The organism is Sphaerimonospora mesophila, from assembly GCF_001417795.1.
GTDB lineage: Bacteria > Actinomycetota > Actinomycetes > Streptosporangiales > Streptosporangiaceae > Sphaerimonospora > Sphaerimonospora mesophila.
This window is the reverse complement of the sequence record NZ_BCBX01000030.1, coordinates 709,955-725,229: the sequence shown is the minus strand read 5'-3', so window position 1 is coordinate 725,229 and position 15,275 is coordinate 709,955. Positions and strand designations below refer to the sequence as shown.

The following is a 15,275-nucleotide window of genomic DNA, read 5'->3' as shown; positions in this document are numbered from 1 at the left end:
GCGCCGGTGCATGCGATTATCTGCAAGATCACGGCAAGAGAATGGGCAGGTCACGGCGTTCTTTGCGAGCAACTGCAAGATCACGGGGTTTCTTTTTTCTTCTCTGGAGGTCAGCGGGGGACGGGGACGGTGGCGAGGATGCCGTCCAGGATGCCGTCGGGCGTGGCGCCCTCGATCTCGGCCTCCGGCCTGAGCTGCACGCGGTGGCGCAGCGCGGGCCGGGCCAGGGCCTTGACGTCGTCGGGGGTGACATAGGTGCGCCCCGACAGCCAGCCCCACGCGCGGGCCGCGGCGAGCAGCGCGGTCGCCCCTCGCGGGGACACCCCGATGCGCAGCGACGGAGACTGGCGGGTGGCCCGGGCGAGGTCGACCACGTATCCGAGCACCTTCGGCGCCACGTGCACCTGCTTGACGGCGTCGCGGCCGGCCGCGAGGTCGGCCGCCGTGGCCACCGGCTTGATCTCGGAGAGGTCGCGGGGGTCGAAACCCAGCGCATGCCGTTCCAGCACCGCGATCTCCTGCTCCCTGGGCGGCAGCGGCACGGTGAGCTTGAGCAGGAACCGGTCGAGCTGAGCCTCGGGAAGCTGGTAGGTGCCCTCGTACTCGATGGGATTCTGCGTCGCGGCCACGATGAACGGCTCGGGCAGCGCGCGGGCGGCGCCGTCCACGCTGATCTGGCGCTCCTCCATTGCTTCGAGGAGGGCGGCCTGGGTCTTCGGCGGAGTCCGGTTGATCTCGTCGGCCAGCAGCAGGTTCGTGAAGACCGGCCCCTTGCGGAATTCGAACTCCGCCGTCTTGGCGTCGTAGACGAGCGAGCCGGTGACGTCACCGGGCATCAGGTCGGGGGTGAACTGGATCCGCTTGAAATCCAGCGCGAGCGCGGACGCCAGCGTGCGGACCAGCAGGGTCTTGGCCACTCCGGGGACGCCTTCGAGCAGCACATGCCCCCGGCACAGCAGCGCGATGACCAGGCCGGTGACGACGGCGTCCTGGCCCACCACGGCCTTGGCGACCTCGGCGCGCAGCGCGGCGAGCGCGGCGCGGGCCGCCTCGGCCCCCGGCGGGTCCGCTCCCGGTGCGGGGGGCCCGGCGACTCCCTCAGATCCAGCGGATCCGAAAGGCGCTGCTCCAGCGGAACCGAAGGGCGTTGCGCCGGGGGATCCGGGTGACACGGCTGCGGTCAAGAGTCTCGAACCTGCCTTTCGAGTCTGTCGAGGTGTTCGGCGAGCGCCACCAGGCCGGCGTCGTCGGTCGGCGCCGGGCCGTACAACGTGGTCCGCACGTGGTTCAGATCCTCCCCGGTCCGTACGGCCACCGCAGCGGCGACCTCGTCGGACGCCGCGGCGGGGGGCAGCCCGAGCCGCGGGACGATCCGGTCGGCGGCGGCGGCACGCAGCGCGAGTGCCGCCCGGTCACGCGCCCGCCTGGCCCGGTAGAGCCGGCCGCGTCCCTCCACGGTCTCGGACGCCCGGACGATCACGGGAAGGCGCTCGACCACGACCGGGCCGAGCCTGCGTCCGCGCCAGACGGCGGCCACCGCCACCGCGATGACGAGCTGGAGGACCGCCCAGCCGACCCCGTCCGGGACGAGGTCGCCGAGTGAACGCGCCTCCGTGGCATCGGATCCGCCGGTCTCCCCGGCGTCGGAGCGGTCACCGAGGTCCGGGGCGACGAGCCAGACCAGCCGTCGCTTCGCCCCGGCCAGGTTCAGCGCGAGCGCGGCGTTGCCGTCCTCGGCGAGCCGGAGGTTGGTCATGAAACCGCCGTCGCCGGCCACGGTGACCGTACGCCCGTCGAGGACGTACCGGACCAGGGTCGGCCGCCCCTCGGCGGGATAGCAGCCGGTGGATCCGGCCGGTCCGGTGAACGACAGGCCGCCCAGATGGGCGCTCCCGGCCAGGACGGCCGCCCGTAGCCCGCATTCCGGCTCACGCGATCTGGCGCGGGTGGCGCGGTTCCTGGGCGTGACCCCGGCCGCGAGGATGCCCAGGTGCGGCGCCCGCCCCACGATGAGTCGGTCGGCCGGGGAGGCGGCGAGCCGTCTCGCGTCCGCCTCGCTCACCTCGCTCGCTTCGGTGACGACGAGCAGGCTGTCGGAGTCGGCCGTGGCGACCGCGGCCGAGACGTCGTCGACGCGTTCGACCGCGACGCCATGATCCGCGAGCACCTCGGCGAGGGCCCGCGTGCCCACCAGGGACGTGTCGGCGGGGTCGGCGTACCTGCCGCCCGTGTCACCGGACGGCGACAGCAGCAGCGGCACCACCGCCGCAGCCACCACGATGATCCCCACCAGCACGATCCCGCGCAGCCGGCGCCACCGCCCGGTCTTCACCACGGCGGTTCCCGTCTCCGGGGGAGAGGCCGTCTCCTCCGCTTCTGGCGGCGTCGGCCCGCCGGTCGCGGGGCGGCTGTCGCTCGTCCGGGTGCTCACGTGGCCGCCTCCAGCGAGACCCGGGCCTTCCTGAGGCTGTCGTCGAGAGTGGTGAGCTGGAGATACGCCTTCTGGGTGCCGGGAACCTCGCCGTACGTGACGTCGTCGAAGACACGCGCCGCCCGCCGCAGCGCGACGGCGTGGGAGGGCAGCGCGGCGCCGGCGGTCTCGGCCAGCTCGGTGGCGGTGCGGCCGGGCAGCGGGCTGACGATGGCGCGCTCCTCCAGGTCGCGGGCGATCGCGCGGAGCCGCTCCTGGATGGCGGCGCGCCAGTTCCCTTCGGCGGCGTGCCGCTGCGCCGCGGTCCTGTGCTCGGCGGCGGACAGCTCAGCCCGGTCGAAGACCCCGCCGGCGCCGGCGCCGCTGACGCGCGACATCCGGCGCAGGGCCCACAGCAGCAGCGCCGCCAGGGCGGCGAGGATCACGCCGATGACGATGAGCGATATGACGCCGCCCGCCGAGCCCGTGCCGGAGTCGGCCAGATCGCCCAGGAACTCGGTGAACTTCCGCCAGAGCCAGTCGACCAGAGACTCATGCCGGTAGTCCGGCCGCTGCAACTCCCGCTCCGCCTCCTGCCGGGCCTGGTCGCGCCCGACGTCGACGGGGGGCCCGATCAGCGACCCGACCAGAGACAGGGCTGTCCGTGAGGACAGCGTCACGGCCGGGGTCCCTGGTACGGGTCCTGGTACGGCGGCGCCCCGGCGCCCGGGTCGGCGGGGGCCGACGCCGCGGCGTAGGACGGATGCCACAGGTCGTCGACGCCGGCGTGCACCCACCCCTGCTCCTGGTTACGGGCGGCGGCGGTCCGCAGCACGAGGTCGAACGCCTCGGCCCGCATCCGCCGGTCGGCGTACAGCAGACCGTTGACCCCCGCCTGGAACGGATAGGTGATCATCGAGGTCAGGATGCCGCCGACGGACACCAGCAGGGCCCCGATGATCGCCGATGCCGCCGAGCCTCCGCCGAAGAACCCCAGCAGGGTCCCGGCGAGGCTGAAGGGGAAGGAAAGCACCCCGCTGACCACCCCGACGATCAGCCCGGTCAGCAGCACGATGCCGAGCACCCGCCACGAATCCCCCTTGACCAGCCGCCACGAACGGCGCATGGCGTCGGTCGCGCCGAGCCCTTCCAGCACGACCGATGGGGCGGCCAGGGCGAGCTTCGTCTGGAAGAACAGCACGTAGGGGACGTAGAGCAGGACGAACAGCAGGAAGAGGAGGAGCAGCGCCCCCACATCGGAGCCGCCCAGATCGTCGAGTGAGCCCGCCATCGCGAGCGACACGAACGCCATGATCGCGACCAGCGCCGGGGCGAGCAGGATGAGCCCCTGGAGCAGGACCAGCCCGAGCAGCGCGGGCACCCGCGCCCTGGCCAACCGCCACGCCTCGCCGGCGGTGATGCGTCCGCCGAAGACCGCGCGGCCGAGCACCCGGGTGAGGATGCCGGTGAGGACCGTGGTGGCGAAGAACGTGATCACGAGGGAGATCAGCGTGCCGATGAGCTGGGCGACCTCTCCGAAGGGCAGGGTTTCCACCGTCTCCGACTCGCCGCTCAACGCGGTGCCGTAGTCCTGCAGCAGGATCGCCTGCCCCACCGTGACCGGGAGCGTGGTGATCGCGGCCACGATGGCCGAGAGGCCGAGCGTCGCCTTCGGGTTGGCCCGGATCAGCTTGATCGAACCGTCGAGGATGTCGCCGAGGGCCAGCGGGCGCAGCGGGATGATGCCGGGCCGGGGAGCCTGGGGCGGCGGGTGGAAGCCGTACGGCCCGTACTGGTGCCCGCCGTACTGCTGTCCGCCGGGGCCGTACGGACCGGGTCCGTGTCCATGGGGCGGGCCGTACGGCGGCGCGCCGTGCGGCGGCCCCTGGGGGCCGGGACCGCCGGGACCACCGGGGCCATCGGGACTACCGGGGCTACCGGGGCTTCCGGGGTCGAGGGAGGCGCCGGGCCGTTCCTGGCCGCCCGGCGAGACCCAGGACGCGCCGGCCCCGCCGTGGTACGGCGGGGGTTGCTCGGCCGACCAGCCGGGGGGTACGTCAGGCGTAGGATCGGGGGCGTCTGTCATGTCCCAATCCTGGCATGTTGCACGGCCCGCCGCATGATGGCGTGGCGCCGATCGGAGCGGCCGCCGACGTGGCCGGTCCCGCGCGATCGGATCAGCCGTACGAGACCGGTGGGAGACCCGGACGAGACCCGCGCGGGCGTCGCTCCCGAGCCCGGACGGCCGCCGGAACACCGGGGTGAGTGTCAAGCGGAATTCAAGATCCTGACCGCATCCGGTCAGGTAATCGCGCTTCCTCGGTCCTGGGCCTAAACTTCGTCCTCTGTGATGGTGGTGTTACCCCCAAGCGGCGCCCACGGGTAACCTTCCAGTGAAACCTGTGATAATCACTCAAATCTCCCAAAGCGTAGAACGAATGAGGGGCCATGAAAGGACGCGTGCTGGTCGTCGACGACGACGCCGCTCTCGCCGAGATGCTCGGCATCGTATTGCGCGGGGAGGGTTTCGAGCCGTCGTTCGTCTCCGATGGTGACAAGGCGCTGGACGCGTTTCGCGACACCCGGCCCGACCTCGTCCTTCTGGACCTGATGCTGCCCGGGGCCGACGGCATAGACGTGTGCCGCCGCATCCGCGCCGAGTCCGGTGTCCCGATCGTCATGCTGACGGCCAAGAGCGACACGATAGACGTGGTGCTCGGCCTGGAGTCGGGCGCCGACGACTACATCATCAAGCCCTTCAAGCCCAAGGAGCTCGTGGCGCGCGTCCGGGCGCGGCTGCGCCGTACCGACGAGCCGACCCCCGAGATCCTGCAGATCGGTGACATCACCATCGACGTGGCCGGCCACTCGGTGAAGCGGGGCGAGGAGACGATCAACCTCACGCCGCTGGAGTTCGACCTGCTGGTGGCGCTGGCGCGCAAGCCGCGCCAGGTGTTCACCCGAGAGGTGCTGCTCGAGCAGGTCTGGGGATATCGCCACGCCGCCGACACCCGGCTCGTCAACGTGCACGTCCAGCGGCTCCGCGCGAAGATCGAGAAGGACCCCGAGCACCCCGAGATCGTGGTGACGGTCCGGGGCGTGGGCTACAAGGCCGGCCCGGCGTAACGCCTCACCTCCGGCATGCCCGCCTCCGCCGCCAGGTCCCGCCGCAGGACCCCGGGCCAGATCGCCCGAGGGGCGCGCAGGCGCGCCCGCCGCGCGGCGGGCAGGCTGCGGCGGAGCTGGCGGGGCTCACTGCAGTTCCGTGTGGTCACGAGCACGCTCGTGCTGTCGATGGCCGTCGTGGTGGTGCTGGGCGTGTTCCTCATGCAGTCGATCACGGCGTCGGTGCTCCAGGGGGCCCTGCAATCGGCCAGGGAGGAGACGCAGGCCAACATCGCGACGGCCAGCGGCTATCTCGTCCCGCCGCCGCCCGACATGACCGACGCCCTGCCGGACGGCACGGAGGGTGAGGCCGGCGACCCGGTCGGGAAGGCGGCCCAGGCACTGGTCGACCGCTCCGGCGGGCGCTACGACATCGTCACCTTCAACGAGAGCAAGGTGGGCCAGCGCCGGGCCACCGGTGGCATCGACCCGGCGAGCGTGCCGGAAGCGCTGCGTGCGAAGGTGCTGCGCAGCGACGCGCTCGTCGAGCAGCCCGCCAAGCTCCGCTATGTGGGAGACAAGCAGCCGGTGAGCGGCATCGTCATCGGCGCCAGGATCAACGGGACCTACGAGATCTACCACCTGTTCCCGCTGGGCGAGGTGGACACCACGCTGCTCGCCGTGCAGCGCATGCTGATCCTCGCGGGCGTGGTGCTGGTGCTGCTGCTCGCCGGGATCGCCTCCCTGGTCACCCGCCAGGTCGTCACCCCCGTACGGCTCGCGCGGCAGGCGGCGGAGCGGCTCGCCGCAGGGCGGCTGGAGGAGCGGCTCAAGGTGCGCGGAGAGGACGACCTGGCCCGGCTGGCCGCCTCCTTCAACGAGATGGCCTCCAACCTCGCCCTGAAGATCCACCAGCTCGAGGAGCTGTCCCAGGTCCAGCGGCAGTTCGTCTCCGACGTCTCGCACGAGCTGCGCACCCCGCTGACGACCGTCCGCATGGCCGCCGACCTGCTGTACGAGAGCCGGGAGGACTTCGACCCGGCCGCGGCGCGGTCGGCCGAGCTCATGCAGAACCAGCTCGAGCGGTTCGAGTCGATGCTCGCCGACCTGCTGGAGATCAGCCGCCACGACGCGGGCGCGGCCACGCTCGATCTCGAGCCCGCCGACATGCGCGACGTCGTCCTGCGCGCGGTCGGTGACTCGGAGGCGCTGGCCGAACGGCAGGCCACCCGGTTCGAGCTGCGTCTGCCCAGTGAACCCTGCGTGGCCGAGGTCGACAGCCGCAGGGTCGAACGCATCCTGCGCAACCTGCTCTTCAACGCCATCGAGCACGGCGAGGGCAGGGAGATCGTGGTCACCCTCGGCGCCGACCGCGACGCGGTGGCCGTCGCCGTACGGGACCACGGAGTGGGGCTCAAGCCGGGTGAGGAGACGATGGTCTTCGACCGGTTCTGGCGGGCCGATCCGTCACGGGCCAGGACCATCGGCGGCACCGGGCTGGGACTGGCCATCTCCCGGGAGGACGCCGTGCTGCACGGCGGCTGGCTGCAGGCCTGGGGATCGCCGGGGGAGGGCAGCCAGTTCCGCCTGTCGCTGCCCAGGGTGGCCGGGGCTCCGCTCAGGGGATCGCCGCTGCCGCTGGTGCCGCCCGAGGTGGAGATGCGTCGCTCGTGGCGGGGACACGGCACCCCGGTCCTGTCCCCGGCGGTCGGGGCGATCTCCGAGGTCGGCGTCGGCGTACGGGAGACCGCGGACGCGGGCGGTTTCGATGTCGCCTAGAAGATCAACCGGGACGGGAGGCGCCCACCTCGCCAGGGAGCCCGCCGGACGCGAGTGCCGGCGCGCCGCGGTGACGGCCGTCGCGTTCGCCCTGCTCGCCTCGGGCGCCGGCTGCACCACCGTGCCGACGAGCGGCAGCCCGCGGGTCGTGGCCGAGGACAGGGCCAGGGACACGCTCAGCCAGCAGTACGTTCGCATGATCGCAGAGCCGCCGAGGAAGGACGCCTCGCCGGAGGACATCGTCAAGGGGTTCCAGGCGGCCACGGCAAGCTTCGACGACTCCCGCCTGACCATGGCCAAGCGGTACCTGACCGACGACGCCTCCCGGAAGTGGAACCCCGCGAAGCAGACGAGGATCTACGAAGAGGGCAAGATCTCGAGCCCGATCCGTTCACTCAAAGACGCCAAGGAAGCCACGGTCACGCTCAAGGGGACGGCCGTCGCCACCATCGGACCGGGAGGCGGCTACACGCCGGCGACCGGCGCGGTGGACGAGACGTTCCGGCTGGTCAAGGAGGACGACGGCCAGTGGCGGATCGCTCAGCTTCCCGAGGGACGACTCCTGTCCTCGGCCGACCTTCAGCGGGCCTACCGCCCCGTTGACCTGTGCTTCGCCCCGGCGACCCCGGTCAACGGCCTCGTCGTCGACCGGGTCTGGGTGCCGATCATTCCCGGCAGGGGGCTGCCCGAGACCCGGGTACGCCGGTTGCTCGCCGGCCCCACCCAGTCGATCCAGGGCGCGGTCGTCAGCGCCTTCCCCAGCGGCACGGAACTCAACCGCATCACGGTCGAGGGCGGCGACACGCTCGTCGTCGACTTCACCTCGGCCGTGGAGTCGGTCTCCGACGACCAGATCGACATGATGAAGGCCCAGCTCGTGTGGAGCCTGAGGGACCTGGTGACCGGCTTCACCGTCGAGATCCGCGTCAACGGTGAGCTCTTCCGCGGGATGGGCCTCCGCTTCAAGCTGTCGGACTATGCCCAGTTCGACCCCGATGTGGTGACGCCCCAGGCCCAGGCGTACTTCATGCAGGACGGCAGGCTGCACCGGGTGAAGGACAAGGGCGGCGGCGACCCGCTCCCGGGAGCGGCGGGCGAGCGGGACGTCGAGTTCCGGGCCCCTGCCGTCTCCGGGGACTATCAGCCCAGGATCGCCGCGCTGGTCAACGACGACGGGGTCTACGTGACGGGTACGACCCCGGGTGGCAAGTGGCAACGGTGGATCGCGGGCAAGGACCTCACCGGTCCCTCGTGGGACCGCTACGGATCGGTGTGGGCCGCCGAGATCAGCGAACCGGGCAAGACCCGGGTGTGGCAGGCGACCCAGGGGGAGGCCCGCCGGGTGAGCATCCCGCCCGAGTTGGCGAATGGCCGCCTGAGCGCGCTCCGGGTGTCGCGTGACGGCGCCAGGGTGGCGGTGATCATGGACGAGGGCCTCGGCACCACCGTGAAGATCGGCACGGTCTTCCGGGTCGGCCGGCAGATCAGGATCGGCAACGTACGCACGCTGGTCGAGGCCCAGGACCGTCAGGAGATCAAGGCGATCGCCTGGCAGGACGCCGCCGACCTGCTCGTGCTCTCCAAGGGCAAGGGCGGCCAGGAACTCGCCACCTGGTCGGTCATGGAGGGCATTCCGGTCGCGGCTCGGGCGATCAAGCTCGACGCCCAGACCGAGCTCGACTCCATCGCCGGTGCCCCCGATCACGTGCTCGCCGGAACGGACACGGACAAGGGCGAGCCGGGCCCGGGCCACGGCGAGGTGCGCACCTACAGCGGTGACAAACGGGAGTGGACCATGCTCGCCAAGGACGGCGCGACCAACCCCGTCTACCCCCTCGGCTGACGCCGGGAGGTTCGGGGAGCGTGGTCCTGTCGGTGGCTCCTGGCATGGTGGGGGCGTGCTCGCGGCCCTTCTCGATCTCGTCCTCCCGCCCTGCTGCGCCGGCTGTGGCAAACCGGGATCAGCGGCGTGCCACGCCTGTACGGCGGAACTGCTGCGGAATCCGGCCGCCCGCCCGCCGGACCCGCCGCCCGCCGGTCTGCCGGAATGCTGGTCGGCGACCACCTACGACGGCGCGGCCCGCCGCATGCTTCTCGCACTCAAGGAACGCGGCCGTACGGTCGTCACCCCGGTTCTGGCCGCCGGCCTCGCCCGGGTGGTGACCGCGGCGCTGGAGGCCCGCATGGAGCCGGTCGACCGGCGACCGCTGGCGCTGGTCCCGGTGCCGAGTGCCCGTGCCGCGTCGCGGAAGCGGGGGCACGATCCCGTCCGGGCCGTCACCGAGGCCGCCGCGGCGGAGCTGCGCCCGCTGGGCCAGCCGGTCGTGTCGGTGCCGATGCTCCGGCAGTCGAGACGGGTGGCCGATCAGGCGGGGCTCAGCTCGGCGCGGCGCGCCGCGAACCTGTCGGAGGCGTTCGAGGTGGTGCCGGGCCGTACGGGGCTTCTCGCGGCGCTTCAGCGCCGGGGAGCCGTGGTCGTCCTGGTCGACGACATCGTCACCACCGGATCGACGCTGGCGGAGGCGGCACGGGCGCTCCGGCTGGCGGGGGCCGAGGTGCCGTTGGCGGTCACGGTCGCCGCCACCCCCAGGAGAACCGGAACCCGGCCGCCGGGGCGGAACGGCCGTGTCCGGAGGCGTTCGGCGGCATGAGGAGACGCGTCACGACCGGGACGGCGTGTCGGCCGCGATCTTCGCGTAGCCCCCCAGGATGACGGACCATCCGTTCTGGGACGCGACCGCCTCCGACAGCTGCACGGCGCTGCCGCCGTGCCGTTCGATGTGCCGATGCTCAAGGTCGACCCGGGTGTGTCCGGCGTCCTCGGTGAACCGCACCTCCACCTCGCTGGCGTGGCCGGGGTCGGGGTCGTACTGCCACTGTCCGTTGATATGCCACGTCACGACCAGCCGGTGCGGCGGCTCGAAGACCAGGACACGCCCCCAGTCGCACTCGCTGCCGTCCGCGCTCCGCTCGTACCAGCGGCCGCCCGCCCGCGGCTCGAGGACCGCCTCCGCGATCTCCGTCGCGCCGATCCTGTGACTGCGTGGCCACCATTTGTCGAAGCCGTCGGTGAACACGCTGAACGCGCGCTCGACAGGCAGCGGCACCGTCACCGTGTGCCGTACCGGTTCGATGATGTCGTCGCTCATGGTCGCTCCTCTTCTCGGCGATCGCCTTCCGGCGGGCCGTTCTGCTCCTGTGCGGCCAACCGCTCCGCCGTCTCCTGGAAACTCCGCAGTGCCCGGCCCCACATCTGGTCCAGATAGGCGTGGATGGCGTCGACGCCCCGCCGATCGATGCGGTAGACGCGTCGCGTCCCGTCCGCCTGATCGGTGACGAGACCCGCGTCCTTCAGCACGCGTAGGTGCTGGGACACCGCCGGCCTGCTGACCGGCAGTTGCTCGGCGAGCAGGCCCACTGCCTTGGGACCGCGAGCGAGGCACTCGAAGATGGCACGCCGTGTCGGGTCGGCCAGTGCGGAGAGCGCGTCAGCTCCGTTAGTTCCCACGAACCGTAAGTCTGTACTTACCGACTCTCCTTGTCAACGGGGTCTCGTCTGGGCGGTCTTGCGGTGATTGACATGCAGCCGTTTGGCTGCATATTTTTGAGTAGCCAAACGGCTGCACATTCGGAGTGGCGAGAGTCGAGGGCATGGACGAGGTGTTCAAGGCGCTGGCGGACCCCAGTCGCCGTCGATTGCTGGACAGCTTGAACGCACGGAACGGGCAGACCCTGCGGGAGCTGTGCTCGGGCCTGGACATGGCCAGGCAGTCGGTCAGCAAGCATCTGGCGATCTTGGAGTCGGCCGACCTGGTGACCACGGTCCGGCGGGGCCGGGAGAAGTTGCACTACCTCAACGCCGCCCCGATCAACGCCATCGCCGAACGATGGATCAGCCGATACGACCAACACCGGGTCCACGCCCTGTCGGACCTGAAGAGAGCACTGGAGGACAGCCGGATGCACAAGCCCGAGTTCGTCTACACCACCTACATCAACACCACGCCGGAGCGGCTCTGGGAGGCGCTGACCGAGCCGTCCTTCACCCGCCGATACTGGGGGACGGCGCTCACATCGGATTGGCAGGTGGGATCCGCGGTGACATGGGAACACGCCGATGTGAAGATCACCGATCCCGACCAGGTCGTCCTCGAGTCCGACCCCTACCGTCGGCTGTCGTACACCTGGCACACGTTCACCCGGGAGTTCGGCGAGGCCGTCGGTCTCGATGCTGAGACGACCGCCGAGCTGGCGGGAGAGCGCCGCTCGAAGGTGACCTTCGAGATCGAAGATCTCGGGCAGTTGGTCAAGCTGACCGTGGTGCACGACGGCTTCGAGCCCGGGAGCACCGTGCTGTCGATGATCGGCGGAGGCTGGCCGCATGTCCTGTCCAACCTCAAGACCCTCCTCGAAACCGGCGATGTCCTCCCGGCCGGTGCGGATGAGCCGGACTCGCGGGAGGCGGCGAGCACGCGGTCCTAGCCGTCGGTGGAGCGACGCGACACGCCGGGGGAGTAAGTCGCCGAGTCATGACTGAAAGTAAATATGACTCAAAGCCCTGAGCGGCCAGGGGATGCACGTCCGCGCCGCTGTCGGCGCGACTCCCCTGGTCGGAGCCCCGGAAGAGGCGAGGTCCCCGGCCGTTCCAGTGTTTTGGACAGACGTTTCACCGGTCCCATCCGAAACCCGGATAACGCAAAGTGATCGTCTGCCGGATCCCGTGGCTGACATTCCCGGCGGCAGCGGCTAGCGTGCAGACATGGCACCCGTTCGGGTCCGTGGTTGCACCGGGCCGACTCCGTTCAGGGGTCCGGCCTGGCTAGCCGATGCCAGCCGCAGGCGAAACGGTCCACGTAAGGCGACTCTTGGTCGACCGATCACGGTGCGGCTTAGAAGTAAGTCCTGCCCTCCCGGAAGGCCAGATGCCTCCCGTCAGGGGAGAAGGGCAGTAGTGGCGAGTGAGCTGCGAACCCCTCAGCAGGCGAATGTGGGGACGAAGACCAGGTCGGCCGGACGGGTGCTTCGAGCGCTGTATAGAACAGTCGACGTGCGAAGGGGGGCTTTGCGTGGAAATCATCGTCAAGGGACGGCACACCGGACTGAGTGACCGGTTCCGTGATCATGCGACTGCCAAGCTGGCCAGGATCGAACGGCTGGACAACAAGCTTATCCGCGTAGACGTCGAAGTTTCCGAGCTGCCCAACCATCGGCAGAGTGGTCACCGGGAGCGGGTGGAACTGACCGTCTACTCCCGGGGGCCCGTGATCCGTGCGGAGGCCTCCGCGGACGATCGGTTCGCTGCCCTGGACATCTCGCTCGCCAAGCTGGAGGAGCGACTGCGGCGGCTCAACGACAGGCGGAAGGCCCATCACGGCAAGAACCTGCCCTTCTCGCTCGCCGATCTCAGCGTCGGTGTTCCCGAGGAGGCCGTCGAGAAGGCCGCCGCCCAGGTGGCGTCGCCAGAGCCGGCGCCGGTGGCGGCCGCCACGGAGACGGCAGCACAGAAGGAGCGGGGCGAGGACGGGGAGTCGATCGTCCCGATAGAGATGGACGGCGACGGCCCGCTCGTCGTCCGCGAGAAGTTCCACAAGGCCGAGCCCATGACGATCGATCAGGCGCTCCTCGAGATGGAGCTCGTGGGCCACGACTTCTTCCTCTTCCGCGACAAAGAGGGAGACCTGCCCAGCGTCGTCTATCGGCGGCGCGGCTACAACTACGGAGTCCTCAGGCTCGTCGAGGGCTGACGCTCCGCCCGGGCGCAGGCCGGACCACATCCAGCAGGTCCGGCCTGTCCTGCTGTTCCGGCCCGGTCAGCCGTACGGCTCATGCCCACTGATCGCCCATCAAGCGTCCGGGTTCTCCACGCACTCGGTGTCTCCAGAGATGTTGATACCGACAGGTGAGTCGCCCACGCCGGCGCTGATGCCGCCCACGCCCTTACGTTCGGCCCCCGCTAGGCGGTTGTGCGTGTAGTTGATCGTCCAGCCCCGCTGCTTCAGTACCTCGACGACCTGGTTGAAGACCTGATCGGGATCCGGCTTGTCATCTGGGGCGTTGCTGTGAACATTGATGCTGGTCTCCACGCTGGAGAAGCTGGTACCGACCGGCCCACCACAGGGCACATCCTGTTCCATCACCACGACGAGGGGCGCGGCACCCGGAAATACCGCCTCGATGATGGCCTTGGCCTCGGTGATGAAGACCTCACGGGATTGCTCGGGCGTCATCCTCGTCTCCGATTCACTTGTGCAGGAAGTCATGAGTGTGAGCAGGGCCAACGCCATGACGACGCCGCTGAGCACGGTGGGGAATCTCATCGCGGATAGGCTCCCCTGGTCGCGGTGAACATGACGGCTCGTTCGGCGAGCGGCTCACCGGCCGCCGCGAGCGCCTTGCCGGTGATCTCGGCGACGTCGGCGGCGGAGAGGTAACCACCGAGATCAGATTTCCTCAGCTCCTGAATGGCCCGGTTGATTGTGGTCTTCGGGTCGGTCTTCCCATCGAGCCCGTCCTTGATGACCGGGTCGAATGTCGCGGCGAGCTCGGCTGTCTTCCACTGCGGCACCCGGCTCTGGAGCTCCCGGACCAGGACCCGCACGCCGCTCGCGCCAAGCTTCTCGTCGTCCAGTCTCGGCGACCCCACGAACGTCTGCACGCAGCGGTCCTCGGTGAGTATGGCCTGCAGATTGATCAGGCCGGTGTTCCTGGGTTTGTAATACTCGGAGTGCCCGGACGAGGCACCGGTGGCCAGCCGTTGGATGTCGGACATCTCAGCGGGATCTCTGCCGTGTGCCTCGGTATAGGAGACCACGTCTCCCGGAGCCCGCATGGCGAACACCTGGGTGCCGGGCGCGAGCTTGAGGTCGGCCGCGCTCTTGACGTTGGGACCCAGGCCGGGGCTGCCCATGAAGACCACCGAGTCGAACGGCGTGCCCTGCTGAAGTGCCTTGCTCGACAGCAAAGTGCCGTAGCTGTGCGCCAACAGCGCGAACTTCGCCCCCTTGGCCGCCTCCAGCCCGGCCCGGAACGAGTGCAGCGCGGGAGCGCCGGCCTCGGCCTTGGCCGATAGCACGGAGTCACCGAACTCGGGTGTGTCGTACCCAAGCCAGGTGATCACAGCCGTATTCGCCAGATCCTTGCCCGTCCATCGATCCCTGATGAGCTCTTTCGCGTCATTCGAAATGTCGATGTAGTTGTCGAGTCGGTTGGTGATGCCGGGGACCATGACGGCGACATGCTTGGCCTTGGCCAGGTCGCCGAAGACCTCGGCGACCCGGCCGTCGTCGGCGGGATCGAACAGCAGGAACTGCCGGGGCTTGAGTTGGCCGTCGCCGGTCATCCGAGGCTGGAGGAACTCCGCCATGCGGGCCATCCGCTGCTCGAGAAGCTTCACCTGAGGGTTCCTGGAATCTGCCGTCTTCAACTCGATCAGGTTTCGCTGCTCGTGTGCGAGGGCGCGCTCGATCAAGAGTCGATTCGCGGCGTAGCGGACTTTCGCGGGAGCGCCGTCCAATCGACCGACCAGCCCGGGTTGATCGACGGCGAGCCAGGACCGTTCGGCAGCGGTCAATTTCCCAAAAAACTCTCGAACCGCCTGCGCTCGTTGCTCCGGGCCGGCCTTGCCGCTATCGGTGACGAGTGATTTGAGGCCTTTCCTCAGTCGAGTTCTGTCCTGACCGGAAATCATGGCAATTGCCGTAGTTAGCCCGAAGGTGGACAACGCGCCGAAGGGGTCGCCGCCCTTTTCCGCGGCCCGGGCGATGGCGGCGCGTTTGCGTAGTTCGGCCGCGGTGTCGGTGGCCCACTTCAGCACGGTCACCAACTGGTTCGCCCCCGACTGCCCCATGAGCTGGCAGGCCCGAGCGTAGTACTGCTCTGCGAGTTGCCGCCTGTCAATGAGCAGCTTGGCCAATTGCTCGAGCTCGTCCGCGTCGACCACCCGCTCCGGATCCACGACACAAGAACCTAGCCGTTGTTTACA

The 15,275-nt window shown here is 69.9% G+C and carries 14 protein-coding genes; 6 read left to right on the top strand and 8 right to left on the bottom strand.

Translation table 11 applies throughout. The features are described 5' to 3' along the window. Positions 1–110: 110 nt before the first annotated feature. Genes AP234_RS03540 through AP234_RS03525 form a run of 4 tightly spaced genes read right to left on the bottom strand, consistent with a single transcriptional unit; the run spans position 111 to position 4,496 of the window. Positions 111–1,184, bottom strand: a complete 1,074-nt coding sequence (locus tag AP234_RS03540; protein ID WP_152990209.1) for an AAA family ATPase — start codon at positions 1,182–1,184, stop codon at positions 111–113. Then, a complete protein-coding gene (locus AP234_RS03535; protein WP_235557934.1) occupies positions 1,181–2,431 on the bottom strand; it encodes a DUF4350 domain-containing protein in 1,251 nt (416 codons plus the stop codon). Before AP234_RS03535 ends, AP234_RS03540 begins: the two co-directional genes overlap by 4 nt. Beyond that, positions 2,428–3,090 (bottom strand): DUF4129 domain-containing protein, encoded by a 663-nt coding sequence (locus AP234_RS03530; RefSeq protein WP_055478014.1) that lies wholly within the window; start codon positions 3,088–3,090, stop codon positions 2,428–2,430. The genes AP234_RS03535 and AP234_RS03530 overlap by 4 nt, the downstream gene beginning before the upstream one ends. After that, positions 3,087–4,496 carry a glycerophosphoryl diester phosphodiesterase membrane domain-containing protein gene (locus tag AP234_RS03525; protein WP_055478013.1) on the bottom strand — a complete coding sequence of 470 codons (1,410 nt, stop codon included), beginning with the start codon at positions 4,494–4,496 and terminating at the stop codon, positions 3,087–3,089. The genes AP234_RS03530 and AP234_RS03525 overlap by 4 nt, the downstream gene beginning before the upstream one ends. A gap of 362 nt (positions 4,497–4,858) precedes the next feature. Between AP234_RS03525 and mtrA the strand changes: the two genes are divergently transcribed. Genes mtrA through AP234_RS03505 form a run of 4 tightly spaced genes read left to right on the top strand, consistent with a single transcriptional unit; the run spans position 4,859 to position 9,945 of the window. Next, positions 4,859–5,536: an MtrAB system response regulator MtrA gene (gene mtrA / locus AP234_RS03520; protein WP_055478012.1), complete on the top strand. Its 678-nt coding sequence runs from the start codon at positions 4,859–4,861 to the stop codon at positions 5,534–5,536. Between the two features lie 15 nt (positions 5,537–5,551). Continuing rightward, entirely contained in the window at positions 5,552–7,294 is a 1,743-nt protein-coding gene (gene mtrB, locus AP234_RS03515) for an MtrAB system histidine kinase MtrB (RefSeq protein WP_055478011.1), read from the top strand. Continuing rightward, positions 7,284–9,137: an LpqB family beta-propeller domain-containing protein gene (locus AP234_RS03510; protein ID WP_083501723.1), complete on the top strand. Its 1,854-nt coding sequence runs from the start codon at positions 7,284–7,286 to the stop codon at positions 9,135–9,137. The genes mtrB and AP234_RS03510 overlap by 11 nt, the downstream gene beginning before the upstream one ends. Positions 9,138–9,192: 55 nt before the next feature. Next, positions 9,193–9,945 carry a phosphoribosyltransferase family protein gene (locus tag AP234_RS03505; protein WP_055478009.1) on the top strand — a complete coding sequence of 251 codons (753 nt, stop codon included), beginning with the start codon at positions 9,193–9,195 and terminating at the stop codon, positions 9,943–9,945. Between the two features lie 9 nt (positions 9,946–9,954). Here AP234_RS03505 and AP234_RS03500 read toward each other — a convergent pair whose 3' ends face one another. Together AP234_RS03500 and AP234_RS03495 are read right to left on the bottom strand one after the other, a co-directional pair. Then, complete coding sequence (locus AP234_RS03500; protein ID WP_055478008.1) at positions 9,955–10,443, bottom strand: SRPBCC family protein; 489 nt, start codon at positions 10,441–10,443, stop codon at positions 9,955–9,957. Next, a complete protein-coding gene (locus tag AP234_RS03495) occupies positions 10,440–10,802 on the bottom strand; it encodes an ArsR/SmtB family transcription factor (protein ID WP_055478007.1) in 363 nt (120 codons plus the stop codon). The genes AP234_RS03500 and AP234_RS03495 overlap by 4 nt, the downstream gene beginning before the upstream one ends. 143 nt (positions 10,803–10,945) lie before the next feature. On the opposite strand from AP234_RS03495, the gene AP234_RS03490 reads away from it, so the two are divergent. Both AP234_RS03490 and hpf read left to right on the top strand, forming a co-directional pair. After that, positions 10,946–11,776, top strand: coding sequence for an ArsR/SmtB family transcription factor (locus AP234_RS03490; protein WP_055478006.1), 831 nt, complete (start codon positions 10,946–10,948; stop codon positions 11,774–11,776). Positions 11,777–12,360: 584 nt separating this feature from the next. Next, positions 12,361–13,038, top strand: a complete 678-nt coding sequence (gene hpf, locus AP234_RS03485) for a ribosome hibernation-promoting factor, HPF/YfiA family (protein WP_055478005.1) — start codon at positions 12,361–12,363, stop codon at positions 13,036–13,038. Between the two features lie 99 nt (positions 13,039–13,137). Here hpf and AP234_RS03480 read toward each other — a convergent pair whose 3' ends face one another. Together AP234_RS03480 and AP234_RS03475 are read right to left on the bottom strand one after the other, a co-directional pair. Further along, a complete protein-coding gene (locus AP234_RS03480) occupies positions 13,138–13,611 on the bottom strand; it encodes a hypothetical protein (protein ID WP_152990208.1) in 474 nt (157 codons plus the stop codon). Next, positions 13,608–15,248 carry an alpha/beta hydrolase gene (locus AP234_RS03475; protein ID WP_083501722.1) on the bottom strand — a complete coding sequence of 547 codons (1,641 nt, stop codon included), beginning with the start codon at positions 15,246–15,248 and terminating at the stop codon, positions 13,608–13,610. The genes AP234_RS03480 and AP234_RS03475 overlap by 4 nt, the downstream gene beginning before the upstream one ends. Positions 15,249–15,275 lie beyond the last annotated feature (27 nt).